General features: G+C 45.4%; 19 protein-coding genes. 6 read left to right on the forward strand and 13 right to left on the reverse strand.

Features of this window, described 5'->3' with window-relative positions; genetic code table 11:
- The first annotated feature begins 111 nt into the window (after positions 1 to 111).
- Entirely contained in the window at positions 112 to 570 is a 459-nt protein-coding gene (locus AC1DYT_RS11130) for a type I restriction enzyme HsdR N-terminal domain-containing protein (RefSeq protein ID WP_477469679.1), read from the forward strand.
- A gap of 4 nt (positions 571 to 574) precedes the next feature.
- Here AC1DYT_RS11130 and AC1DYT_RS11135 read toward each other — a convergent pair whose 3' ends face one another.
- The 4 genes from AC1DYT_RS11135 to AC1DYT_RS11150 form a co-directional block, all read right to left on the reverse strand.
- Positions 575 to 2,383 carry an ATP-binding protein gene (locus AC1DYT_RS11135; RefSeq protein ID WP_477469680.1) on the reverse strand — a complete coding sequence of 603 codons (1,809 nt, stop codon included), beginning with the start codon at positions 2,381 to 2,383 and terminating at the stop codon, positions 575 to 577.
- Positions 2,384 to 2,492: 109 nt separating this feature from the next.
- Positions 2,493 to 5,135: a valine--tRNA ligase gene (locus tag AC1DYT_RS11140; RefSeq protein WP_477469681.1), complete on the reverse strand. Its 2,643-nt coding sequence runs from the start codon at positions 5,133 to 5,135 to the stop codon at positions 2,493 to 2,495.
- Positions 5,136 to 5,554: 419 nt separating this feature from the next.
- On the reverse strand, positions 5,555 to 6,016 hold the full coding sequence (locus tag AC1DYT_RS11145) for a PIN domain-containing protein (RefSeq protein ID WP_477469682.1): 462 nt from the start codon (positions 6,014 to 6,016) through the stop codon (positions 5,555 to 5,557).
- Entirely contained in the window at positions 6,000 to 6,227 is a 228-nt protein-coding gene (locus AC1DYT_RS11150) for a UPF0175 family protein (RefSeq protein WP_133228366.1), read from the reverse strand. The genes AC1DYT_RS11145 and AC1DYT_RS11150 overlap by 17 nt, the downstream gene beginning before the upstream one ends.
- A gap of 124 nt (positions 6,228 to 6,351) precedes the next feature.
- On the opposite strand from AC1DYT_RS11150, the gene AC1DYT_RS11155 reads away from it, so the two are divergent.
- Together AC1DYT_RS11155 and AC1DYT_RS11160 are read left to right on the forward strand one after the other, a co-directional pair.
- On the forward strand, positions 6,352 to 7,695 hold the full coding sequence (locus AC1DYT_RS11155; RefSeq protein ID WP_477469683.1) for an MBL fold metallo-hydrolase: 1,344 nt from the start codon (positions 6,352 to 6,354) through the stop codon (positions 7,693 to 7,695).
- Between the two features lie 130 nt (positions 7,696 to 7,825).
- Positions 7,826 to 8,185, forward strand: coding sequence for a helix-turn-helix domain-containing protein (locus AC1DYT_RS11160; RefSeq protein WP_477458546.1), 360 nt, complete (start codon positions 7,826 to 7,828; stop codon positions 8,183 to 8,185).
- A gap of 388 nt (positions 8,186 to 8,573) precedes the next feature.
- Here the strand turns inward: AC1DYT_RS11160 and AC1DYT_RS11165 are convergent, their stop codons facing one another.
- The 4 genes from AC1DYT_RS11165 to AC1DYT_RS11180 all read right to left on the reverse strand — a co-directional run bounded on the left by AC1DYT_RS11165 (position 8,574) and on the right by AC1DYT_RS11180 (position 12,421).
- Positions 8,574 to 8,921: an MmcQ/YjbR family DNA-binding protein gene (locus AC1DYT_RS11165; protein WP_477469684.1), complete on the reverse strand. Its 348-nt coding sequence runs from the start codon at positions 8,919 to 8,921 to the stop codon at positions 8,574 to 8,576.
- Positions 8,922 to 8,995: 74 nt separating this feature from the next.
- Entirely contained in the window at positions 8,996 to 9,619 is a 624-nt protein-coding gene (locus AC1DYT_RS11170; RefSeq protein ID WP_477469685.1) for a hypothetical protein, read from the reverse strand.
- 471 nt (positions 9,620 to 10,090) lie between these two features.
- Entirely contained in the window at positions 10,091 to 11,029 is a 939-nt protein-coding gene (locus AC1DYT_RS11175) for a hypothetical protein (protein ID WP_477469686.1), read from the reverse strand.
- Between the two features lie 291 nt (positions 11,030 to 11,320).
- Positions 11,321 to 12,421: a hypothetical protein gene (locus tag AC1DYT_RS11180; RefSeq protein WP_477469687.1), complete on the reverse strand. Its 1,101-nt coding sequence runs from the start codon at positions 12,419 to 12,421 to the stop codon at positions 11,321 to 11,323.
- 967 nt (positions 12,422 to 13,388) lie between these two features.
- Here AC1DYT_RS11180 and pruA point away from each other — a divergent pair.
- Positions 13,389 to 15,026 (forward strand): L-glutamate gamma-semialdehyde dehydrogenase, encoded by a 1,638-nt coding sequence (pruA, locus tag AC1DYT_RS11185; protein WP_477469688.1) that lies wholly within the window; start codon positions 13,389 to 13,391, stop codon positions 15,024 to 15,026.
- Positions 15,027 to 15,153: 127 nt separating this feature from the next.
- Complete coding sequence (locus AC1DYT_RS11190; protein ID WP_477469689.1) at positions 15,154 to 15,480, forward strand: hypothetical protein; 327 nt, start codon at positions 15,154 to 15,156, stop codon at positions 15,478 to 15,480.
- 58 nt (positions 15,481 to 15,538) lie between these two features.
- Here AC1DYT_RS11190 and can read toward each other — a convergent pair whose 3' ends face one another.
- Both can and AC1DYT_RS11200 read right to left on the reverse strand, forming a co-directional pair.
- On the reverse strand, positions 15,539 to 16,204 hold the full coding sequence (gene can / locus AC1DYT_RS11195) for a carbonate dehydratase (RefSeq protein ID WP_477469690.1): 666 nt from the start codon (positions 16,202 to 16,204) through the stop codon (positions 15,539 to 15,541).
- A gap of 28 nt (positions 16,205 to 16,232) precedes the next feature.
- On the reverse strand, positions 16,233 to 16,976 hold the full coding sequence (locus AC1DYT_RS11200) for a YoaK family protein (RefSeq protein ID WP_477469691.1): 744 nt from the start codon (positions 16,974 to 16,976) through the stop codon (positions 16,233 to 16,235).
- A 776-nt stretch (positions 16,977 to 17,752) separates the two neighbouring features.
- Here AC1DYT_RS11200 and AC1DYT_RS11205 point away from each other — a divergent pair.
- A complete protein-coding gene (locus AC1DYT_RS11205; RefSeq protein ID WP_477469692.1) occupies positions 17,753 to 19,792 on the forward strand; it encodes a CotH kinase family protein in 2,040 nt (679 codons plus the stop codon).
- Positions 19,793 to 19,880: 88 nt separating this feature from the next.
- Here AC1DYT_RS11205 and AC1DYT_RS11210 read toward each other — a convergent pair whose 3' ends face one another.
- The 3 genes from AC1DYT_RS11210 to AC1DYT_RS11220 form a co-directional block, all read right to left on the reverse strand.
- A complete protein-coding gene (locus tag AC1DYT_RS11210) occupies positions 19,881 to 20,615 on the reverse strand; it encodes a carbonic anhydrase (RefSeq protein ID WP_477469693.1) in 735 nt (244 codons plus the stop codon).
- Between the two features lie 14 nt (positions 20,616 to 20,629).
- The gene (locus AC1DYT_RS11215; RefSeq protein ID WP_477469694.1) at positions 20,630 to 22,240 is read right to left on the reverse strand and encodes a SulP family inorganic anion transporter; all 1,611 of its coding nucleotides are present in this window, start codon (positions 22,238 to 22,240) and stop codon (positions 20,630 to 20,632) included.
- A 142-nt stretch (positions 22,241 to 22,382) separates the two neighbouring features.
- Positions 22,383 to 22,715 carry a hypothetical protein gene (locus tag AC1DYT_RS11220; protein WP_477469695.1) on the reverse strand — a complete coding sequence of 111 codons (333 nt, stop codon included), beginning with the start codon at positions 22,713 to 22,715 and terminating at the stop codon, positions 22,383 to 22,385.
- Between the last annotated feature and the right edge of the window lie 4 nt (positions 22,716 to 22,719).

A 22,719-nucleotide genomic window follows, 5' to 3' on the forward strand; every position in this document is an offset into this window, starting at 1 on the left:
GTTAAAAGTCGGAAGTCAAAAGTAAGAAGTCAAATCTATGTTTTAACTAAAATCGGGCATTTTGTTTTTTTGACTTAAGACTTACTACTTTTGGCTTTCGACTCAAAACAAATGGAATTGCTACTACCGCTCAACCTGCCGCCCTACGCCTTTAAGCTTACCGAGCATGAGGGGCAACTGAGCGTTTTCGACGAGCTGCGGAAACGCAGCATCATCCTCACGCCCGAAGAATGGGTGCGGCAACATTTTGTGCAGTACCTTATCAAACACAAGTTGTACCCAAAATCGCTTATCAAACTGGAGGGTGGCCTGAAACTGCATGGCATGGCCAAACGATCGGATATCGTGGTGCACAATTCATCGGGCGAAAAAATTTTACTGGTAGAATGCAAGGCGCCTTCGGTAGCTATTAGCCAGGCTACGTTCGACCAGGCGGCACGGTATAATATGGTGCATAAGGTAGGTTTATTGGTGGTAACCAATGGGCTAAGCCACTACTATTGCCGTATCGATCGTGAAAACCAATCTTACCGTTTTTTAGAGGAGTTGCCTTCTTATAAAGAATTATAGGGCATTACACGGCAGTTTTGGCAACCAGGCTCTGTATTTTTTCCATCAGTTCGTCGGGCTTAAACGGCTTGGCTACATAATCGTCCATGCCCGCGGCGGTTACCTGGTCCTTAATATCAAACAGGGCCGAAGCGGTAAGCGCGATGATTGGGATATTTGCCTTCGTAGGATCGGGCATTTTGCGTATCTCTATAGTTGCATCGAAGCCGTTCATTATCGGCATCTGCAAATCCATCAGGATAATATCGAAGTTGCCGTATTGCATAATCTCTACCGCACGTTCGCCATTCTCGGCAATAGTGGGCACTATCTTCCACTTGCTGAACAGCTTCTTCATCAACATTACGTTCACCGGGTTATCCTCGGCTATCAGCACGCGCAGGCTTTCATATTCAAACGTATCGCCATCTATTGCTGCCTGCGTTATTTGTTGTTTTTGCACCGGCGCTGCAATCGCTTCGGTAGATACCGGGAACTCTATATTGAATGAAAACTCCGAGCCCTGGTTAATTACACTATGCACATGCATTTTAACGCCCTGCAGTTCCAGCAGGCGTTTTACGATGGCCAGGCCCAGGCCGGTACCGCCATACTGGCGGGTAGTGGTGATAGACTCCTGCGTAAAGGGCTCGAAGATGCTCTGAAGGTTCTCTTTCTTGATACCAATGCCGGTATCTTTTACCGAGAAGCTTACGGTAATATTGTTGTGGCGGTCTTCTATGCAAGTTACCCTCACCCACACGCTGCCCGCCGATGTAAACTTGATCGCGTTGCTGGTAAGGTTGAAGATGATCTGCGTTAGCCGGGTCGGGTCGCCAAAAACCACCTTGCGGCGTAGTGCGCTATCTATATCCAGCTTAAACAACAGGCCTTTTTCTTCGGCCTTCATAATCTGGCCGCCGCAGATGTTATGCAGCAGATCTACCAGGTTGAACTTTATCTTCTCGAATACGATTTTCCCCGATTCTATTTTATTGAAATCGAGCACGTCGTTAACGATGGCCAGCAGGTTGTTGGCCGAGAATTTCAATATATCCAGGTTCTCGCCCTGATCTGGCCGCGGGTTATTCATCATCAGCAAGTTGCTCATGCCTATAACAGCATTAAGCGGCGTGCGTATCTCGTGCGACATGGTGGAGAGAAAATCCGACTGCACCTGGCTCGATTTCTCGGCCTTCTCTATCGCTTTCTCGAATTTGATGTTCAATGCCGCCTGCTCCTCGCCCGTGGCTTTAAGCTCCTGGATATTCTTGAGGAAGGCCGTATAAAAGTGGCTCTGGATAAATATGATAAGGATGAAGTTGGCAAACACGCCGATGATGATGGTAGCCTCGTCTACCTTTTCGGGTTTAAAATCGATGTAATAGTTATGATCGTAAACCATTACCAGGAAAATAAGCACCGGCAACAGGTTAAGCAACGAATAAAACATACCCCAGTTTTGCCCCAGCATATAAAAGCTAAACACAACCACCAGGATGATAATCTGGATAACGATGATGTTTACCTCCTGCATCACCACAAATACCGTAGATAAGTTTACGATGGTGCCGAGGATAAGTAGTATGTGCGATATACGCTGCCAATGGGGCTTAAAGGTGAGGTATTTAAATAAAGCCGCCACGCAGAACATCAATATGCCCGATGTTGCGCTTAGGAGCGGCAGGCCCTGCAGGTACACGCTCAGGAATAAAGCGCAAAGCGCTACGAATACTAAAATAAAACCATAATAAAGCAAACGGATACGCGCCTGATCGAGGATCGACAGGTCTCGTGTAAGTATTTTATCAATAGAGAAATTAAAGAAATTCACATTCAATACTTTACGGGCGTTTGGCTCAATTAATTGATGTTAGATTTTCGGCGTTTTAAGATACGAAATATTCCAATCATAAATCATAAACAGCCTTAACTTCATACAATTAACCTGCCAATCCGCGCAGGTTATCTTCCACCGTTTTCAGTTTCGATTCTGCATCTGCTTTCTTTTTCAATTCATTTTCTATTATCTCGGGTTTTGCGTTAGCCATGAAACGTTCGTTGCTTAGTTTGGCGTTTACCGATTTTAAGAAGCCGATAAGGTATTCCCGCTCTTTTTCGAGGCGCTCCTTTTCTGCCTCAACGTCTATTTCTATGTTCAAAGCAACGTAAAACTCATCAGTACCTGCAATGAAGTTTACGGCTCCGGCCAAGGCCTCATTTACAACCGATAGTTCTACGATATTCCCTAAATGCTTAATAACCGGCTCGTATTTTTTATAATCGATTGCCGAATTTATTTTAACCGCGAGCGGTAAAGCCTCTTTTGGCGACAGCTGTTTAGCGTTGCGCACGTTACGTATTTGTGCAATTGCCTGCTGGATAACTTCTATCTCGGCAACCAGCTGAGTATTTATTTCCCCAATGCTGGGTAATTGCGCCACAATACAGCAATCTAAAGCCTCGCGTTCGCCAAAAAGTTCATCATGCCATAGTTCTTCGGTCAAGAAAGGCATAAATGGGTGTAACGCCTTTAGGATATTTTGGAAGAAATTGATAGTAGCTGCGTACGTATCTGCATCGATGCTTTGCTTTTCGGCACCGGGTTGGTAAACAGGTTTCACCATCTCCAGGTACCAGGCGCAGTAATCGTCCCAAACCAATTTGTAGGTAGCCATCAACGCTTCAGACAGGCGGTATTGCTTAAAGTCGTCTTCTATCTGTACCAAAGCCTGGTTAAAGCGGCTCTCGAACCATTCTATCGCAATCTGATTTTTATTCGGCAGGCTTGTATCTACCGCCCATCCTTGTATCAGTTTAAACGAGTTCCATATTTTATTGGCAAAGTTGCGGCCCTGTTCGCAATAGCTTTCGTCGAACATGAGGTCGTTACCGGCAGGCGAACATAACAGCATGCCCACGCGCACGCCATCGGCACCATACTTAGCCATCAGTTCCAAAGGATCGGGCGAGTTACCCAGGGATTTGGACATTTTGCGGCCCAGCTTATCCCTTACGATGCCCGTGAGGTACACATTGCTGAATGGCTTTTGCCCCCGCAGCTCGTGGCCCGACATCAGCATCCTCGCCACCCAGAAGAACAATATCTCCGGCGCGGTAACCAAATCGTTGGTTGGGTAGTAATAGTTTATTTCGGCATTATCGGGGTTGCGCACGCCATCAAAAACCGATATCGGCCACAGGCCCGATGAGAACCAGGTATCCAGTACGTCATCTTCCTGGCGCAAATCGGCAAGGGTGTAGGCAGGGCTTTTTAATTGTGCTTCTACCAAAGCTTCTTCTTTGGTTTTAGCTACAACGTACTCGCCATTGGGCAGGTAGTAAGCCGGTATTTGCTGGCCCCACCAAAGCTGGCGGCTGATGTTCCAGTCGCGCACGTTCTCCATCCAATGGCGATAAGTGTTGATGAATTTCTCGGGGATGAGTTTTACATCGCCTTCCAGCACGTAGTCCAATGCGGGCTTTGCCATCTCCTGCATCTTGCAGAACCATTGCATGCTCAGCTTAGGTTCTATTACCGCGCTGGTGCGCTCGCTCACGCCAATCTGCGAGGTGTAATCCTCGGTTTTGGCCAATGCGCCTGCTTCTTCCAGCAGTACGGCAATTTTTTTGCGGGCGGCAAAGCGGTCCTCTCCTACCAGTATCTGGGCTTTTTCGTTCAGGGTGCCGTCATCATTCAAAATATCGATGATAGGCAGGTTATGTTTCTGGCCGAGGGCGTAGTCGTTCAGGTCGTGCGCGGGGGTAACTTTAAGGCAGCCAGTACCAAAATCCATGGTAACATACTCGTCCAGTATCACCGGTATCTCGCGGTTGATAAGCGGGATGAATACTGTTTTGCCATGCAGGTGCGTGTAACGCTCGTCGTTAGGGTTTACACAGATAGCCGCATCCGCCATAATAGTTTCCGGGCGGGTGGTGGCGATGGTGAGATATTCAGACTCTGCTCGGGCAAGATAATACCGTATATAATAGAGCTTCTGATTTACCTCCTTACGGATAACTTCCTCGTCGCTAACGGCGGTTTTGCCTTGCGGGTCCCAGTTGATCATGCGTACGCCGCGGTATATCAGCCCCTGTTTGTGCAGGCGGATGAAGTAGTCGATAACGGCTTCGCTCATGTCATCGTCCATAGTAAACTTAGTGCGTTCCCAATCGCAGGATGCGCCAAGTTTCTTCAACTGCTCCAGTATGATGCCGCCGTATTTATCCTTCCACTCCCAGGCGTATTTCAGGAACTCCTCGCGGGTGATGTCTTTTTTATTGATGCCGCGCTCTTTCAGCATGGCCACCACTTTGGCTTCGGTAGCTATGCTGGCGTGGTCGGTTCCCGGTACCCAGCAGGCATTCTTGCCCTTCATGCGGGCACGGCGGATGAGTACATCCTGTATGGTATTGTTTAGCATATGCCCCATGTGCAGCACGCCGGTAACGTTTGGCGGCGGTATCACAATGGTGTACGGCTCGCGCTCATCGGGCACCGAGCGGAAAAAATTGTGTTGCAACCAGTAACTGTACCACTTTTCTTCGGCTTCTTTTGGGGAGTATGTTTTAGCAATAATCATAGCCCGCAAAAATACGTATTTGCGCCAAATTGTTAGGGCTTAATACAGATTGAGTTTAGGGGCTTTTAGGTTTTAATTCCCCTCTTGAGAGGGGGCGGGCGGGGTTGAGCGAGAGCAGGGGTGTGTTCGCCACCATGCAAACGGCTTAATGCATAGCGTAAAACACACCCCTCCACCCCTCTCAAGAGGGGAATCGCACACTCCCGCGCTTTTTAATGGTTTGAAACCCATTCGAGTTTCGGCGCTCATCACTATTAAGAATGAGTATTTATAAACCTCAGCGATAATAATTTACATGCAAGGCAGTTTATAAAATATATCGCAGCACAGATATGAAAACAATCCCATTAAATCGTTTCCTGGCAGCCTTGCTTAAATTATCGAGATTATCGGTAGTGGTGAGGTGGTTTAATAAGTAGTTATAGCTCATTAGCGAGCGAAAGTATTTCTTGCAATACTTCTTCGGAATACCAAAAATTAGTTTTTCGTATTTTTTCGATTATCGGTCCTATGGCGGCGATGATGCCAATTCGTTTTGCTTTTAAAAGTACGCCCAACGTGCCGGTAACGTGTAAATTTAATTTGCGTGCAGCTTTTCGCCCTTTGTTGTCGTCTAAAATAAGAAGAGAGGGTTCTGATTCTATCGCAAGTGCGATAGCACTGGCTTCACCAGCATCGATATCGAGCGAGTTTTGAAAATGGGTATCTTTTACATCGTGTACTATTACCCATTTAGGTAGCGGTGTGCCAAACTCCTGTGCAATTACCGTTGTAGTAATTACTTGCCCAAACAGAGCTTTTAAAAGTGTTAACTCACCAATTTTGTCGAGCAGTATAAAACAGGTGGTATCAGCAATAACTATCTTATATTCCGTCCGCATCGCTAAGCATCTCAGATACAGGATAATTTTGCAAGGAAACGCCATAATCGCCCAACAATTCGGCAAAAGTGCGTTTGGATAAACTTGCCATATCGGCAGCCTGGCCCAAAGAAAGTTTGCCCGACTCATACAATTTTGCAGCAATAAACCTCACGGTATCATTCTGATACTCGCCAAGGCTGTCGGGTACTTGCAAGGTTATTGTTGTCATAATTGTAAATATACGGATAATAAAAAATAACAGGTAAAACTCAACCCCAATTCTTTACCTCCATCCAACATTCCCCTCTCCTATCATTTCGTCCGAAACATTATCTTTGCGGCCATAATACGCTATGATAGTTAACCAGTTTTACGATAAGGGCCTGGCCCATGCATCATACGCCATCATACGCAATGGCCGCATGGTGGTGATAGACCCCGCCCGCGATCCGCAGCCTTACTACGATTTTGCCAGCATACACGGCGCCGATATTTTGGGCGTGATAGAAACCCACCCCCACGCCGATTTCGTGAGTTCGCACCTGGAGATACACCAAACCACCGGCGCGGTTATCTACGTAAGCAAACTGGCGGGTGCCGAATACCCACACGAAACCTTCGACGATGGCGACGTGATACAACTGGACGACATCAAGCTGAAAGCCATCAACACCCCCGGCCACTCGCCCGATTCTATCTGCATTTTGCTGGAGGACGAGAAAGGCCGCGACTGCGCCGTATTTACCGGCGACACCCTCTTTGCCGGCGATGTCGGTCGGCCCGACCTACGCGAAAACGCAGGCAATATCACCGCCAAAAAGGAAGAACTTGCCCGCGATATGTACCATAGCACCCGCGAAAAGCTGATGGTGCTGCCCAAAGACGTTACCGTTTACCCGGCGCACGGCCCCGGCTCGCTATGTGGCAAAAGCATGAGCCCTGATCTGCAGACCACCATTGGCAAAGAGCTGCGCGAAAACTACGCCCTGCAACTGATGGACGAGCTGAAATTTGTGCAGACCCTTTTGGCCGACCAGCCCTTTATGCCCAAATACTTCGGTTACGATGTAGAGTTGAACAAAAGCGGCGCACCCGGTTTTGAGGAGAGCATCAACCATGTTAAAAAGGTAGACAGCAATACCGAATTAGAGAAAGGCATCGTCATCATAGATACCCGCGCTAACGCATTGTTCCGCAAGCGCCATGTAAAAGGCAGCATCAACCTGCAGGATGGCGAAAAATTCGAGACCTGGCTGGGCTCCATAGTTGCGCCGAACGAGCCATTTTACCTGATCGCCAATACGGATGAGGACCTGGATACGATGATCCGCAAGGCGGCCAAAATAGGCTACGAACGGAACATCAAAGCGGCCCTGCTCATGCCGGAGGATGCTATTGAGAAATCTGCTTCTTTCGACGAAGCAGCATTTAAGGCCGACACCTCTAAATACACCATAATAGATGCACGCAACCGCGCCGAAATAAACGCAGGCATGCTGTTTGCCGATGCGCTGGCTATTCCCCTGCCCGAATTGCGCGAACGGCTAAGCGAAATCCCGACCGGCAAACCCATCGTGGTGCATTGCGCCGCCGGCTACCGCTCTGCTGCCGCAGCCAGCATCATCGCTGCCAAAATAAAAACCGTATCGGTTTATGATTTAAGCGAAGCGGTAAAAGAGTTCATGGTTCATGGGTGATAGTTCATGGAAGGAATTGATGGAGGGAGTTCATGGTTCATAGATGATAGTTCATGGCAGAAGCTACTATGAACTATCAACTATGAACTGTTATCTATGAACTTTTTTACTATAATTGCAGCCAAAGATTATGTCGGACGACGCAGTTGTAAAACGGATTAAGGTTATAGTGAAGGAGCATGGCGGGCAGCTTGCACTGGCAAACGCTATTGGGGTTGATCAGGGCTTCATCAGCAAGGTAATCAACAAAAAGCAGGACATCAGCTACTACCTCATCCGCAAGCTGTGTTTCCAGCTTAAATACTCTCCCGAGTGGCTCATCCTGGGCACCGGCGAAAAAAACATCCACAAACCCGAATCGGCCAAGCTCATCACCGAAATTCAGATGCTGCGTACCGAGGTAGACATCCTCCACGCCCGCATGCGCGCCTACGAACTGGAACTGCAGGAGATTAAACAGGTTGCCGGGCAGCAAAAGGCGGCGGGGTAGGCTTTTGGAAAAACACGCTAAAATCATAAGCCGGGCAAATTGATATGATAACAGCATTGTGGTTTTGTAGCAGCAAGTAAGTAAGCCGCCAAAAGTCCTCGATAAGTGTTCACGCAGCGCCGCGTGAACACCGTGAACATTGTCAAGTAGTTCTTAATCAGGTATTTGTAAATTTCACAATGGTGTCAATATGGTGTCGCCACTGGTATTGTAGCAGTTTATTATATTGCGCAAGAAGAAACCATTGCATCTAATTTCCCTCTCAGCCATCGGGCAATATGGAACATCTTTTAAAACAAAATCCGGCTATCGGTTTTTTTTAATGATTAATCCTGCTGTAGGTTTACACTGGCGGCAGACCTGGTTTGGCCGGTGCCGAAGGGAACTTTCACAAACCCAGCCCCTTTTTTATTTTTGCCGGAAGCTTCGCCGCTATCAGCTGGTACGATTGTTTGATATAATGCTCCCATTCCTGGTGGCTCAGCGTGCTGATATCTTTTGCCAGTACCCATTTATAGCGGGCAATGTATGGCTGTGGCTCCAGGCCGTCCTTAGCAATAATGGTTTCGAAATCTTCATCGGGCACTTTAAATGATGCCGAGGGCGGCGAACTATCCGGTGAGGTGAACAGGAATGTTTTATCGCCCACGTTAAAACAAAGATGGCTCTCCAGCTTAATATCTTCGGTTACGCCGGGCAGCCTATGGCAAATAGTTTGCAGGGTTTCGATGGTCATAACAGCGCGGATTGGTTGATGCAAGGTAGGGAAAAATTTGAGCCTAAGGTTGGTGTTGTCACCACTGGCTGAAATTAATACCCCGTTTTAATTTTGTAATCGCCGTTCTTTTGTATGATCACACCTACCGGAATACCCAAATCAGTTGCCGGGATAGAAAGGGAATAACTCACCTCAAAGCTATCTTCGTTGCCGTGATGCGACACACCAGGCCCCAAAAGGCTGCCGTACTTTTTTAAGGCCCCAACAAATGGGTCTTTAAAAAACGGGTAAAAATCTTTCGCAGTAAATTGCTTGTTTAAAACGGTATCACTGCCGTTTAGTAATATCACATCGGAGACAAAAGGATGGGTTACAAAATCTGTTGGATTTTCGGCATCATAATACCTTTTCGGGATTACGATATTACTATCCTTTAAGCAGTAATATTTCACACGTAAGCTAAAGCGGCCCTTGCCGCTATCGAAAACGGTGTCTATAACCTCCACGTTATCATAAGTACTTTCCAGCCGTATCCGCTCTTCCGCCTGCGATGGGGTAATGTCGTCACTAGCCAGCCCTATGCTATCGTCTTGTGCTATCGGGGGTTTTGTCGATTTAACAGCGCCGCTATCAGTTACAACGTGGTCAGGCTTTTTTCCATGGTTGCTGCAACTTGCAAACAGCACAATTGTTAAAACGGTAATAATTTTGTTCATTGTTGGCTTAGGTTCAATAATCGTTAATGGAATTTGCAATTGCGGCTTATGGGTACTAAAATACAAAATTACGCTAATTGTATGGTGGATCTGCAAAGTGGGGCACAAGCCGAGGAAGTGTTATGATTGATTTCGGATTTCGATTTCGGATTTGGTATTTCATCGACTCACCTAATAAACTACTCACCAATATCCTTGCCTAGCGCGAGTATGTGGCGTAAGGCACGTGGGGGCGCATACTCGTGCTAACCTTTTGCAAAGTATTGCCTATACTGCTAAGGCACGAGTACACAACGCTCTTACCCTGCGCTGCATGCGCCAGACGAGGAGATAAACTATTTCCCGGGTTGGTATCGGTGATATTTGAAGAGGGTATGTGAGTGATTAGCCGGACCCTAATGAGTAGGTTTTTGCGTAACCAACCGTGCGCCAAGGCGGAGATTGTTCATGACGACCAAACAAGGCCAAAATTTATTTACTTTTAATTATATCCTTCAATGCATCTAAAACACTTTTACTTGATTGAAAATCCAGTCGTTCTTTTTCAATTTCTATGGTTGATTCATCTTTTTTCAAAATGAAATTCCTTTCAGTTTTCGCAAGCTCCGTTATTGAAGTCTGTATAATAGTTTCATTTTTTGTGGCAATAGCGGCTTTAATCGCCACTAATTTTAAATCAATATTTGTCTTTTCATTATGGAAATATTTGATGTCATTGAGATTTGCTTTATAAATCTTAAGAAAGAAAAACGCAAACACTTCTACAAATATTACAATAGTAATCCTTGGTATGTAATGAGAAAGCAGGGGCACCATTTCAGTAAAGTTAACAGGCTTATACAATACTTCATAGCCCAAGAATCCGACAGCAATAAGTGTTGTTATACTACCAAAAACTAAATTTATATTCGCGCTTTTTGATAGTCGGACAATTTCAAATCCAATCCTTCGATTTATCTCAACGAAATCTTGGTTTATTCTACTAATTTTTTGTTCTTCCGATAATTGATTTAAAAACTTAGCTTCGAAAACTTTGGTAAACTCCTCATTGTTTAGACTCTTATTAATTAACTCTCTTATTAATACTTCTATTTCACTTTTATTCACTTCACTATTAGCGTCATTAAACTTGTAAATCTCTAATTTTAAAAAATCTATCTGCTCTTGAAGTTTGTTCGTCGCTAAAGGCGTGTCAATATTGGGGAAATTGATTCGAATGCTATTACCCTGCAGGTATGAATAAAGAGTTGCGCCAATTCCATATAAAATAATAGCTGCGGACGCTACCGAAATTGTTAACGGGCTTTTTAAACCTATAGAGTACGCAACGTCATCTCTAATAATTAGTGTAATAAACCCAACTAATGATGCTAAGACCCCGAATATTAAGTTAATGCCCTGAAATTTCAAAATAATAAGTATTTAGGTCCGATTAATATTTAAAGTTAATAAAAAAGGTTAACGCATCTAAATTCCCTTAAAATTTTATTCTTATCCTCACGTTGCCGCAGGTGTCCCCGGCTTCTGGTGCCGTAAAGTTTTAAAATGACGGCAAATAACGAATGCGAATGTGCAATGCATAGAGGTAACCTTGCAAACGGGCCACAAGCCGGGGACATTTGCGGCGGGGAGTTCGTCAAATACTGGGTACCCTATGTTGTTATATATATTTGAGGTATTGATCTGGTCTCTGCCTTATTATTAATTAGCTTTTACTTTAAGTTTGCTAAGAACATCGGCATCGAGTTTCCAGGAGTATTTTGTCAGTATGGTTTTATAAACATCTTTCCATTTCGGGGAATTTTTATCGATCAATTGAGGTTGCTCGGTGCGAAGGTAATTCGCGATCTCGAAAACACTATGATAAGCAGGGAATGCCCTTGAGCAATCGGCAAAGTTGATAATAGCCTGGTCAATTTCTTTATCAAAGAGACTTTTAAATCCTTGCGCCTCCAGATAAGCTGCCTTATTATTTTTGCTATCAAATTGAAGGTTAATCTTATTGTCAATCGCAATACTATCTGCTTGTGCTCCGCTTTTCTTGACAGAACCTCCAGTGTTGTTAACCTTGAAATCAGAAATTGCCATTATTTGCGGGTATAATTTTGTCTGGTCGTCGTAAATTTTTGATTTTATAGTTGCCAGCGCTTGCATTGCATTCTGTATGGTAGTTTGGTTAATTTCCGAAGGAAGGGGTATCAAAGTAGTAACATCTTTAGATTTAATACCGATTACCTCAACCATCAACGTTCCAGACATTTTGCCTGCCTTGGTCGCAATTCCAATAGATGACAAGTCTCCGATATTTATACCTGCCTCAAACGTTGTAATAAGCGAAATCAGCCTTAACCCTACGCCTACCCGGCGCAGGCCTATAATATCGTGTGTTACTGAATCTTTTACTGGAAGTGTTGCCGACTTCATATAATCCATTGTTACCTTATAGCTAGAACCCTTGGAAGAAACTACCACTGGTAAATACGAAAATCCGCCCTCTGCGGTCAGTTGGCCTATTGAAACCAACACAGTCTCATTATTTAAAAAGCTTAAAATTTGTTCTGTTTTCAGCAACTTTATTTCTTTCAAAACGATTTTGTCATTTTCAACAATGGAAACCATTTTATCGTACTCGGTGGGATCAGTTGGCTCAAACCCCCTGAATGATTGGTAGGGCTTAGCTTCATCAAACACTTTCCTCTGAGAATTACAACTCGTTAGGAGCACGAAAAATAAAATTGATAAGCCTTGACATAAGACAACCAACGAATCAATGCGGGGCAGTAGTGTGTGTTTTTTCTTCATGTGATGTAAGGGTTGGGTTTTTTTCACAATATAGTATTATATATTATTATAACGATATAATAATAAAAATATACTTTAATGGAGGCATAGGCGGATAGCGGCGTAAGCCTCCCCGCCTACGCAAGTGTCCCCACTTGTGGCCCGCATGCAAGGTTGCCAATAGCAAGCTACCTTGCTTGCCAATGATTCTTCGCGCCTCGAAAGGACGCTGAGGATGTTGGCGAGCCATTGTGTGTTTTCCAAGCAGTATCCCTTTCCGAGATAAACCCGATAGCAGCGGAAAGCCCGCTTCTATCAGCGCCTTGGAGAGAATAGCGGGGCTGCGTTTTCAGAAGTGCCACAGCCTTTGCTTTTCAAATTTCTGAACCATGATTTTTCATCGGTTCATTGTTTTTTAATTGGCATTCAAGAGGGCTTCGCCGTTTGCTTGATTTAAGGATTGCCTTGATGTACCTGGCATCAGGGAATCAAATAATCATGCGCATCAGGGTTCAGACACTGAGCATTGCGGCCACTTATCCTATTCGCGGTTGCCGCACTATCGCTCGCAATGAACGATGTGCTGAGCGTTGCGTCCACGTAGAAAAGGGTAAACCCAATGCCGGACTAAATTTAAAGTGTAAACCCTGATCAGGATTTTCATTAAATTCAGCCGTTACCTGTTTCAAAAAGGTGTTCCACCTCAAAAAAGCGAACAAAGCAACATTTGCTTAACCTACTAATAATAAACAAATTACAAGGTTTATATCAACAAGAGGGATGTTCCAAAGTGTTCCACTAAAAACTGCAACTGTTTGATTATCAATACCAAGTTGAAAATAAGTGTCCCACTTACGAAGTGGGACACTTACGGCAAGGCTGCTCCTATCATTCGCCCGTCACAAAAGCTTTCTGCTACGCGAACATTTGGCACATATTCGCACATCTATTTATTTCCCCTTATCTTTGCAGCCTTAAATTATTACCTATGTTAAAAGGATTTTTTAATGTTCCGGCGCCGGTAAACGAGCCTGTTTTAAACTACGGCCCGCGCAGCGTGGAACGTGCGGCGCTTAAAGCCGCCCTTGCCGATGCCCGCGCACAGCAACTGGATATACCTATGTACATTGGCGCAGACGAAGTGCGCACCGGGAAACTGGTAGAGCTTCGCCCGCCGCACGATCATAAACACCTTTTGGGCGTGTTCCATTATGGTGATAAAACACACGTTACTGCCGCCATAGATGCAGCCCTTGCCGCTAAAGCCGACTGGGAAAAACTGCCCTGGGAGCAGCGCGCCGCCATATTTTTAAAAGCCGCCGACCTGATTGCCGGCCCCTACCGCTATAAACTGAACGCGGCCACCATGCTTGGCCAAAGCAAAAATGCCTACCAGGCCGAGATTGATTCTGCCTGCGAGCTGATAGACTTCCTGCGCTTCAACGTGCAATACATGACGGAGATTTACGCCCAACAGCCCCCTGTATCGGGCAAAGGCGTTTGGAACCGTTTGGAGCAACGCCCTTTGGAGGGTTTCGTTTTCGCGCTTACACCGTTCAACTTTACGGCTATTGCGGGCAACCTCCCTGCCAGTGCCGCCATGATGGGCAACGTAGTGGTTTGGAAACCTGCCGATACGCAGGTGTACGCCGCCAACGTGATTATGCAGATATTTAAAGAAGCCGGCGTGCCCGATGGTGTGATCAACCTCATCTACGCCGATGGCCCCGAAGTAGGCGAGGTAGTATTTAACCACCCCGATTTTGCGGGCATTCACTTCACCGGTTCTACCAAGGTTTTCCAGCACATTTGGCAAACTATCGGTACCAACATACACAAATACAAAACTTACCCGCGCATCGTTGGCGAAACCGGCGGTAAGGATTTCGTGCTGGCTCACCCCAGCGCCAATGCCGATGCGGTTGCCGTTGCCCTGCTACGCGGCGCATTCGAATACCAGGGACAGAAATGCTCTGCCGCATCCCGTGCTTACATCCCGGCCAGCCTTTGGCCTGCGGTAAAAGAGCACATGCAGCGCGAAATGGCCACCTTTAAAATGGGCCCTACCGAAGATTTTGAGAATTTCATTAACGCCGTTATAAGCGAAGTAAGCTTTGATAAACTGGCTAAATATATCGACGCTGCCAAAAAGGACGATGGCGTAGAGATCATCGCCGGCGGCAGTTACAATAAAAGCCAGGGCTGGTTCGTGCAGCCAACCGTGCTGCAAGTGCAGGACCCATATTATGTTACCATGTGCGAAGAACTCTTCGGCCCGGTACTCACTATATATGTTTACGAAGATGACAAATGGGACGAGACGCTGAGCATCATCGATAAAACATCCATCTACGCGTTAACCGGCGCGGTGCTGTCGCAAGATCGTTATGCCATTGCCGATGCTACCTACAAGCTGCGCAATGCTGCGGGTAACTTCTACATCAACGATAAGCCAACCGGTGCCGTTGTTGGTCAGCAGCCATTCGGCGGTGCCCGCGGAAGCGGTACTAATGATAAAGCAGGCTCGATGATCAACCTGCTGCGCTGGGTATCGCCAAGAACGATCAAGGAAACCTTTGATTCGCCGAAGGATTATAGGTACCCCTTCATAGAACCAGAGCGTTAAGGAATCAAGAAGTCAAGAATCAAGAGACAAGAATTAAGATAAAAATATCAAGCCCAACTCCTTGTCGCAGTTGGGCTTTTTGCTTTAAACATATTTATCTTTACCACATAAAAGCCAAACCTTAATTATGTGGAATACAGATACACTTTGGGTTGAAGTAGCCGTTGTGACTACTTTTTTCCTCCTCGGGCATATTTATTTCGGGCATTTCGAAGAGCGTAGCCCCAAGTGGCGTAAGCTGCTAAAGTATATTATCACTTTAGCCATCATCATTTGTATTTCCAATTATGCCGGGCGAATTTATGCTTTCGGACTATTGGGATTGGCACTAATACCGGTTATTTATATTCATGGCATCGTCCTCCCCAAAAAAGGCATCAACGGCTGGACAGGCGAACCCAAAGCCAAATACTACGAATTCAGGGGGTGGAGCAAAGATATCTTCAATAAATAAGAGCAAGGTTTTGACTCTTGCCTCTTAACTCTTGCTTCTTGATTCTTAACTCCAATCTCTACTTCTCGAACCTAAACACCTCATCCAGTTTCGAGTTGTTGTTGGCGCTAACTTTCATATCAGTGATAATGCCTGTGGCCAAACTGTACACCCAGCCGTGAACGTTCAACTCCTGCCCGTTTTGCCATGCATTTTGCACGATGGAGGTTTTGCAGAGGTTGCTTACGTTTTCAATTACGTTCAGCTCTACCAGGCGGTTGGCGCGGTCGGTTTCGTCTACTATTGCGTCCAATTCGCGGGCGTGCACTCGGTAAACGTCTTTAATATGGCGCAGCCAGTTATCAATAAGCCCGAATTGCTTGTTGCTCATGCTTGCGATAACCCCCCCGCAGCCATAGTGGCCGGTTACAATTACGTGGCGAACCTGCAATACGTTAACGGCATAATCCAATACGCTCAGCATGTTCATATCCGTATGTATCACCATATTGGCAATATTGCGGTGCACGAATATCTCGCCCGGATTGGTATTGGTTATCTGGTTGGCCGGTACGCGGCTATCGGCGCAGCCTATCCACAAAATTGGCGGTTTTTGGCCATTGGCCAGGGTGGTGAAATAATCGGGGTCTTCCTGCAGCGTTTCTTCAACAAAGCGGCGGTTGCCCTCTAAAAGGCTCTCGTAAGTGATATGGCTGGTATCGTGTATCAGGTTTTTAGCGCACATATTATATAGGTAGTTTTGTGTTTCTTATTTATGCCGATGCTTTGCTTCGCGAAAATAGCCGCATTAGTTTATGCAGCGCGATAGGCGAAAGATCGTAATACAAAATTGTTAAAAGTATTGCAGGTAAAAAATAAAATATAGCAAAATCAAACAAGTCGAACAGGTAGCCGCCTACCAGGCATCCCACAAAATAAAACCCCAGCACCGTAGTGCGGATGTACACTTTGTGGCGGGTAGTTTCGGTAACGTTTTTCCTGGCGTGCACCCAGTCGGCAATATCGCCGCCAAGGTCGGTAAACAACCCGGTGAGATGCGAAGATTTGATGAGCCCGCCCGATATGGTAGATACCAAACTATTCTGCAAACCCATAGCAAACAGGATGGCCGCTATTACAATTTCGCGCTCGGTTTGCGTTTCCTTATAAAAGTTATGCCCATAAATGGCCACGAAAAGCAGGATTACGGTTTCGATGATGATGGGGATAGAATGCGCTTTATAATAGCTGCGGCCCTCGTAACTACGCACTATATAGGTGGCCAAAAAAGCGCCGGCGAAGAACATTCCCAGCCAGATGGCGAAGATGAGTATCTCCCAAAAATTCTGCTCCACCATGTGCCGGGCCAAATTGGCCACATGCCCGGTAATGTTAGATGTAAAGGCCAAAAAAGCCACCACGCCTGCCACATTGGTTATACCCGATACCATCGCTGTAGACGAAGCAAGCAACAAATTGCCGCGCAGGGTACGTTCTGTTTTAGATTGGCGGAGCATCTATAAGGGTTATTGGCCGGTAAGCATTATACCCCATAAACATATATAAATTATGTGGGATATCTGAACCTTGATTCTCTTGATGAAAGGATTACCTGATGTGCAATAATCAGTGCATATCGTGGTCTAGTCTAACTTGAATTGAAGTTGGCAAGATTTGCATTTATAGCTTGTGCCTTTAAATAAAATGCCTTTTCTAACATAGATGAAAAACATAATCAAAGCTATAGCAGAAGCAACAAACGACCCAAGTACCCCCAGAATTACTACCGGATCTATACCCTCCTGAATTAAGCCATATGCGAACCAACAGCAAAATAAAATTACAGCAAGATATAAAGCTGCTCTTAAAAAGTACGTTTTCTTGTTAAATGATATAATGTGCTTTCGTTTGCATTCCGGGCAACGTATTTCCATAAGATGGTTTGTAGTTGTTCCAAAATACATTTTTATACCCAAATCCCATTGAGCAGAATTCAAACGATGTTTACTTTAATGGTGGAGCAGTAATATTAAACCATTTCATGTCAATTTCCCACCCCCCGGGTTGCATCGCGCAATCCGGGCATCAGGGACATCCCTACGCCTCAAACAAAGGTTAAATTAATGTTAACTTTACCGAGGTGTTAAATCTACACTTATATTGTAACTTTTTTGATACACTATAGAATTCCAAGGCTGCTAAAAATTATATTTAAGAGTTCAATATCAACGAATTAACTTTTTTTAACTAAGAATTACTATTCCTTTCGCCTATGAGGTTTTTTTATTCAATTATGATAATCTGTTTAATTTGCGGTTGTAAAAAGGAGTTTCTATCGTCCGACAAGGCCCTGCTCGATTTTACTATCCAAAGCAAAGATAACCCTGCATTAAGCGTCGATATACACGGCGATATCATAAATGATACGGTAACCTTTATACTGCCAAGCGATACCATGTCTAAAAAATTGGTTGCCACGGTAATGGTATCAGAAGGTGCCCGTGTAATACCCGGCAATAAGGAAGAAAAAGATTTTACCCGCCCGGTATTGTACACGGTTGCTGCACCCAACGGAACCGTTAAAAATTACATCGTAGTTTGCAAACCCAAAACATCGCTAAAAACAATTGTATCTTTTAAGCTGGAGAAAAGCGCCAACCCGCAATTACCGGTTGATGTTTTTGCGAGCATGGTGCACGATACCATCAAAATACGCATACCCGAAGGTATATCTACAACCCTGTTGCCGGTAATTACGGTCAACAGCGGCGCAAGCATCGTAAATGCCATTGCCAATGCCGATTTTAATACACCTGTACATTACACCATAAAGGCCGAAGACGGCAGCACAAAAACCGTGGTGACCAAGCTTATTTTTGTTGCGCCACCAAAACTAAAAGGCTTTAAAATAAATAACGGATGCGGGGCATACGTAAAAAGTACCGATACCTATTATTTCCCGGCCACACCTGGTATACCGCTAAATAATTATGCTGTTACTTATGATACAATTGCGGCGCGGTATGTACGACTTGATGCTGTTACTGCGAATTATAATACCGCTGTAAATTTCCCGCTTAACACAAACCAGGCCGCCAAAATAGAAGCTTATGATGAGTTTGGCCGAACTGAGAGCCATAACTTGGTGATTACCGGGATGCCAATAGTGCAAATAAAAACTGATTATGAAATTGGCGATGTCAATGTGAACGCCGCCTTTACACTTACCGATCCTGATTACCAAACTCATGGCGGCGAGTGGTTTGTAAAATCGAACATCGTTATAAAAATACGCGGGGCCACCTCACGCACCTATCCTAAAAAGCAATATGCTGTAAAAATGCGCGACGATGCTTTTGCAAAAACAGACAGAACCCTGCTGGGGTTACGAACAGATGAGGACTGGATACTGGATGCGATGTATATAGACCAGGGCAAAATGCGCAACCGCCTTTGCACCGATATTTGGAATAGCTTTAATAACGTGCCTTACTTATCCACCGAACCAGCAGCTTTCAACGGCACCCGCGGTTATATGGTTGAAGTGTTTCAAAATAACGAATACCTTGGTATGTATTGCCTCACCGAGAAACTCGACCGCAAACAGCTTAAAATTAAAAAAAGCGGTGGCACCATGTATAAAGCCGATGGTGCCGATAGCGGCACCGAATTTTGGGACATACTGGCCTACAACAACAGCAACGCTGCCTGGGCAGGCTGGGCGTTTGAGTACCCTGAACTTGGAGACAAACCCGCGCCCGATTGGAAGCCGATTTATAACCTCGACAATTTTATAGTATCGTCCTCAGAAGCAACTTTCGCAAGTGGTATTGGTAGTAGGGTTTACATTGATAATATGGTTGACTACCTCATATTTATAAATGCAACTGCTGCGGTGGATAACACGGCCAAGAATGTTTTTATGAGTTTTTATGATAAAACCACCGATCCAAAGTTCTTTTATTCTGCATGGGACCTCGATTCCACCTTTGGGCGCACCTATGATGGCACTTATTATCAACAAACCCCGTCGGATTTTACATTCCTTGGGGCTAATAACATGCTGTTTTCCAAACTCATGAATACTAATGCCGAAGGTTTTATCTCGAAACTTAAAGCCCGGTGGAATGAACTTAAAAGCAACCAGTTAAGTAAGGCTACAATAAAAGCCCGAATAGAAGCTTTCCAAAAAAGGGAGATGACTACGAACGCATGGGCACGCGAAAAGCAAAGATGGGGTTTTACTCAGGATATTGATGCCGAAAGCCAATACATGGCCAGCTGGTACAGCGCCCATTACGATTGGCTGAATAGCTACATCAATGGCTTATAATTTATCCTGCAAAAACTTAGGTACTAAAAACCCCCGGTTGCATCGCGCAATCCGGGGGTTAAACTTAAACCTCTCACAATGAGAATCGTTAATGCGCAGCTATGGCGTCTGCGCTGTCAAGTTCGTAAACATAGCCCAGGTTATTCGGGCTACTGCTGCTTAGGCCCAGGTCTTTAACCTTGCCGCTGCCTAAATCTATCACCCAGCCGTGTACTTCCAGGTCATGGCGTTCCATCCAGGCGTTTTGTATGATGGATGTTTTGCACAAATTGTAAACCTGCTCGGTTACGTTCAGTTCCACCAGGCGGTTTACCTTTTGGGTTTGATCGGTTATGCGGTCCAGCTCATTGCCGTGCAGGCGATACACATCTTTAATGTGGCGCAGCCAGTTATCAATAATACCGAATTGCTTGTGGGTAAGCGCAGCTGCAACACCGCCACAGCCGTAGTGGCCGGCAACAATTACGTGCTTTACCTTCAACACGTTTACGGCATAATCAAGCACGCTCAACATGTTCATGTCGGAGTGTACACAAACATTGGCAATATTGCGGTGTACAAACACTTCGCCGGGGCGGGTGCCGGTAACCTCGTTAGCGGGTACGCGGCTGTCTGAGCAGCCTATCCACAATACCTCGGGCTGTTGGCCTTTGGCCAGCTTGGTAAAGTAATCGGGGTCTTCCTGTAAACGCGTATCTACCCATTTGGCGTTACCCTCTTTCAATTTTTCGTAGCTATGTTTTTGCGCAAGCTTTATCTGGCTTACATCTATGGATGGCTTCAAGCTTTGGCCGTTGCCGTTTTTGTTTTCTATGGTCGACATATTGATGTTTTTAATTAAGGTTTGTAAATCAATTCTTCGAAGGGCGGCACATCGTACCTGTCTTTAATATCAATCAACTGAACGATGATACCCTTGGTGTAAGCATTGTGTTTATAATTGTGGATAGTTTCCAGCACGTCGGGGTCTATATACCTGGAGTTAGAGCCATCTATAATAACATCGCTGCCCTTGGGCAGGCTGGTTAATGTTACCTGTATGGCGGCCTTGTTCAGGAAAGAAACCTCTTCGGCAAGCCTTATGCTGATCGTTTTTTTATCGCCCCGGGTAGTTATCTGGTAAAAGTATGGATTGCGCAAGTTGGTGCGCAGTATATAAAATACGCCTACCAGCATACCTATGCCCACGCCTATCAGCAAATCGGTAAAGTACACCGCTATGATAGTTACCACGAAGGGTATAAACTGGTTCAACCCTTTATGCCACATTTGCTTGAACAGACTTATGCGGGTTAACTTATAACCGGTTAATAATAAGATTGCAGCAAGCGAGGAGTATGGTATTAAATTGATGAGCTTGGGTATGAATAGCAAACTCAGCAATAACAATACGCCATGCACAACAGCGCTCACCTTGGTGCGCGCACCCGCGTTAACGTTGGCCGATGACCGCACGATAACCGCCGTCATAGGTAAACCACCAAGCAAACCGCTCACTAAATTGCCAGCCCCCTGAGCAACCAGCTCGCGGTTTGTAGGTGATATTCTTTTAATAGGATCTATTTTGTCAACAGCTTCTAAGCTGAGCAATGTCTCTAAACTTGCCACTACAGCAATAGTACCGGCGGTTATTAGCAGTTGCACAAGGTCAATCTTGCTAAGCATAGAGAAGTCAGGCGTTTTAAACAACCCAAAGAAGTCGCCACCGCTGGCTACTACCGGGATGTTTACCAGTTGGTCGGCATCCAAGGCAAGGCTGGTGCCTTTAAAGGCAACGGCCAGCACCACCCCGGTTACTACTACCAATAAGGGCGCAGGTACAACGGCCAGCTTTTTAATTTTCGGCCAGTAAATAAGCAATAGCAACGATACTGTACTGATGATGATGGCACCGTAATTCACCCTCGCAAGGGCCCTGTACACGCCAGAAAAGGTATTGTGGGTGTCTAGCTGCGCAAAACCTTCATCGCCTTCAAAGTCCTTATCGTAACCAACAGCATGGGGCAGCTGCTTCATAATCAATATAATACCGATGGCCGCTAACATCCCCTCTATTACAGAGGAGGGGAAGTAATTTGCGATGGTACCGGCTTTAATTATGCCTAAAATTATTTGCAATGCACCGGCAATAACCAGCGCCAGCAAAAAAGCTTCGAAAGAGCCTAATTTGGTTATAGAATTCAATACAATAACGGTTAAGCCTGCCGCCGGGCCGGCTACACTTAGTTGCGAACCGCTAAGCATACCTACTACCACCCCGCCTACGATGCCAGCCAATAAGCCGGAGAAAAGCGGCGCGCCCGATGCCAGCGCTATGCCCAAACATAAGGGCAATGCCACCAGAAATACTACGATACTTGCGGGTAGGTCTTTTTTTAGATTTTTAGACAGGAAATACTTCTTCAGGTTGAGATCGCCGCCGGCGATGCCTCCTTGATTAATTTGCATAATAGAATTTTTAGAATGTGTTGGGGACTAAACAGCCATATAGCCACGCCGAAGCAGAAACATACAAGGCATGCCATTTGAGCGTATGCATAAAAGCGTACGACAATTGTGTCCGGTCAGCTTGGCTAACCGGCGAAAAGAATTAAGCGTTTGGAGGAGGGGTAGGTACTACCGGGTGGTAAACCTGCGTGTAAAGGGTATTTTCCTGGTTGTGCAGTACGTTGGTTTCAACAACAAAGGTTTTGTGTGCCACAAAATGCATGAAGCTTTCGTCAAAAACCTTTTTCTCTTTAAAGGCGTCCTTTTCCGGATCCTCTTTTTCGGTCTTGGATTCGTGCTCCAGCTGCATAATAACCGCGTTCACTGCTTTATTATCCAGGCACAAAAAAGCAGGTGCTATGGATATGGCCATCTTTGCAACAAAGATGCTCATAAACAAAATAACAACCGAAAGTTTAAACTCTTTTGCTTTCATGCGT

The sequence above is a fragment of the Mucilaginibacter sp. P1_D10 genome (assembly GCF_056406215.1).

What these genes read in the sequence shown, in the direction of transcription:
- AC1DYT_RS11130 (WP_477469679.1), top strand. Translation starts at nt 112, where the DNA reads ATGGAATTGCTACTACCGCTCAACCTGCCGCCCTACGCCTTTAAGCTT.
- AC1DYT_RS11140 (WP_477469681.1), bottom strand. Translation starts at nt 5,135, where the DNA reads ATGATTATTGCTAAAACATACTCCCCAAAAGAAGCCGAAGAAAAGTGG.
- AC1DYT_RS11145 (WP_477469682.1), bottom strand. Translation starts at nt 6,016, where the DNA reads ATGCGGACGGAATATAAGATAGTTATTGCTGATACCACCTGTTTTATA.
- AC1DYT_RS11150 (WP_133228366.1), bottom strand. Translation starts at nt 6,227, where the DNA reads ATGACAACAATAACCTTGCAAGTACCCGACAGCCTTGGCGAGTATCAG.
- AC1DYT_RS11155 (WP_477469683.1), top strand. Translation starts at nt 6,352, where the DNA reads ATGATAGTTAACCAGTTTTACGATAAGGGCCTGGCCCATGCATCATAC.
- AC1DYT_RS11160 (WP_477458546.1), top strand. Translation starts at nt 7,826, where the DNA reads ATGTCGGACGACGCAGTTGTAAAACGGATTAAGGTTATAGTGAAGGAG.
- AC1DYT_RS11165 (WP_477469684.1), bottom strand. Translation starts at nt 8,921, where the DNA reads ATGACCATCGAAACCCTGCAAACTATTTGCCATAGGCTGCCCGGCGTA.
- AC1DYT_RS11170 (WP_477469685.1), bottom strand. Translation starts at nt 9,619, where the DNA reads ATGAACAAAATTATTACCGTTTTAACAATTGTGCTGTTTGCAAGTTGC.
- AC1DYT_RS11180 (WP_477469687.1), bottom strand. Translation starts at nt 12,421, where the DNA reads ATGAAGAAAAAACACACACTACTGCCCCGCATTGATTCGTTGGTTGTC.
- pruA (WP_477469688.1), top strand. Translation starts at nt 13,389, where the DNA reads ATGTTAAAAGGATTTTTTAATGTTCCGGCGCCGGTAAACGAGCCTGTT.
- AC1DYT_RS11190 (WP_477469689.1), top strand. Translation starts at nt 15,154, where the DNA reads ATGTGGAATACAGATACACTTTGGGTTGAAGTAGCCGTTGTGACTACT.
- can (WP_477469690.1), bottom strand. Translation starts at nt 16,204, where the DNA reads ATGTGCGCTAAAAACCTGATACACGATACCAGCCATATCACTTACGAG.
- AC1DYT_RS11200 (WP_477469691.1), bottom strand. Translation starts at nt 16,976, where the DNA reads ATGCTCCGCCAATCTAAAACAGAACGTACCCTGCGCGGCAATTTGTTG.
- AC1DYT_RS11205 (WP_477469692.1), top strand. Translation starts at nt 17,753, where the DNA reads ATGATAATCTGTTTAATTTGCGGTTGTAAAAAGGAGTTTCTATCGTCC.
- AC1DYT_RS11210 (WP_477469693.1), bottom strand. Translation starts at nt 20,615, where the DNA reads ATGTCGACCATAGAAAACAAAAACGGCAACGGCCAAAGCTTGAAGCCA.
- AC1DYT_RS11215 (WP_477469694.1), bottom strand. Translation starts at nt 22,240, where the DNA reads ATGCAAATTAATCAAGGAGGCATCGCCGGCGGCGATCTCAACCTGAAG.
- AC1DYT_RS11220 (WP_477469695.1), bottom strand. Translation starts at nt 22,715, where the DNA reads ATGAAAGCAAAAGAGTTTAAACTTTCGGTTGTTATTTTGTTTATGAGC.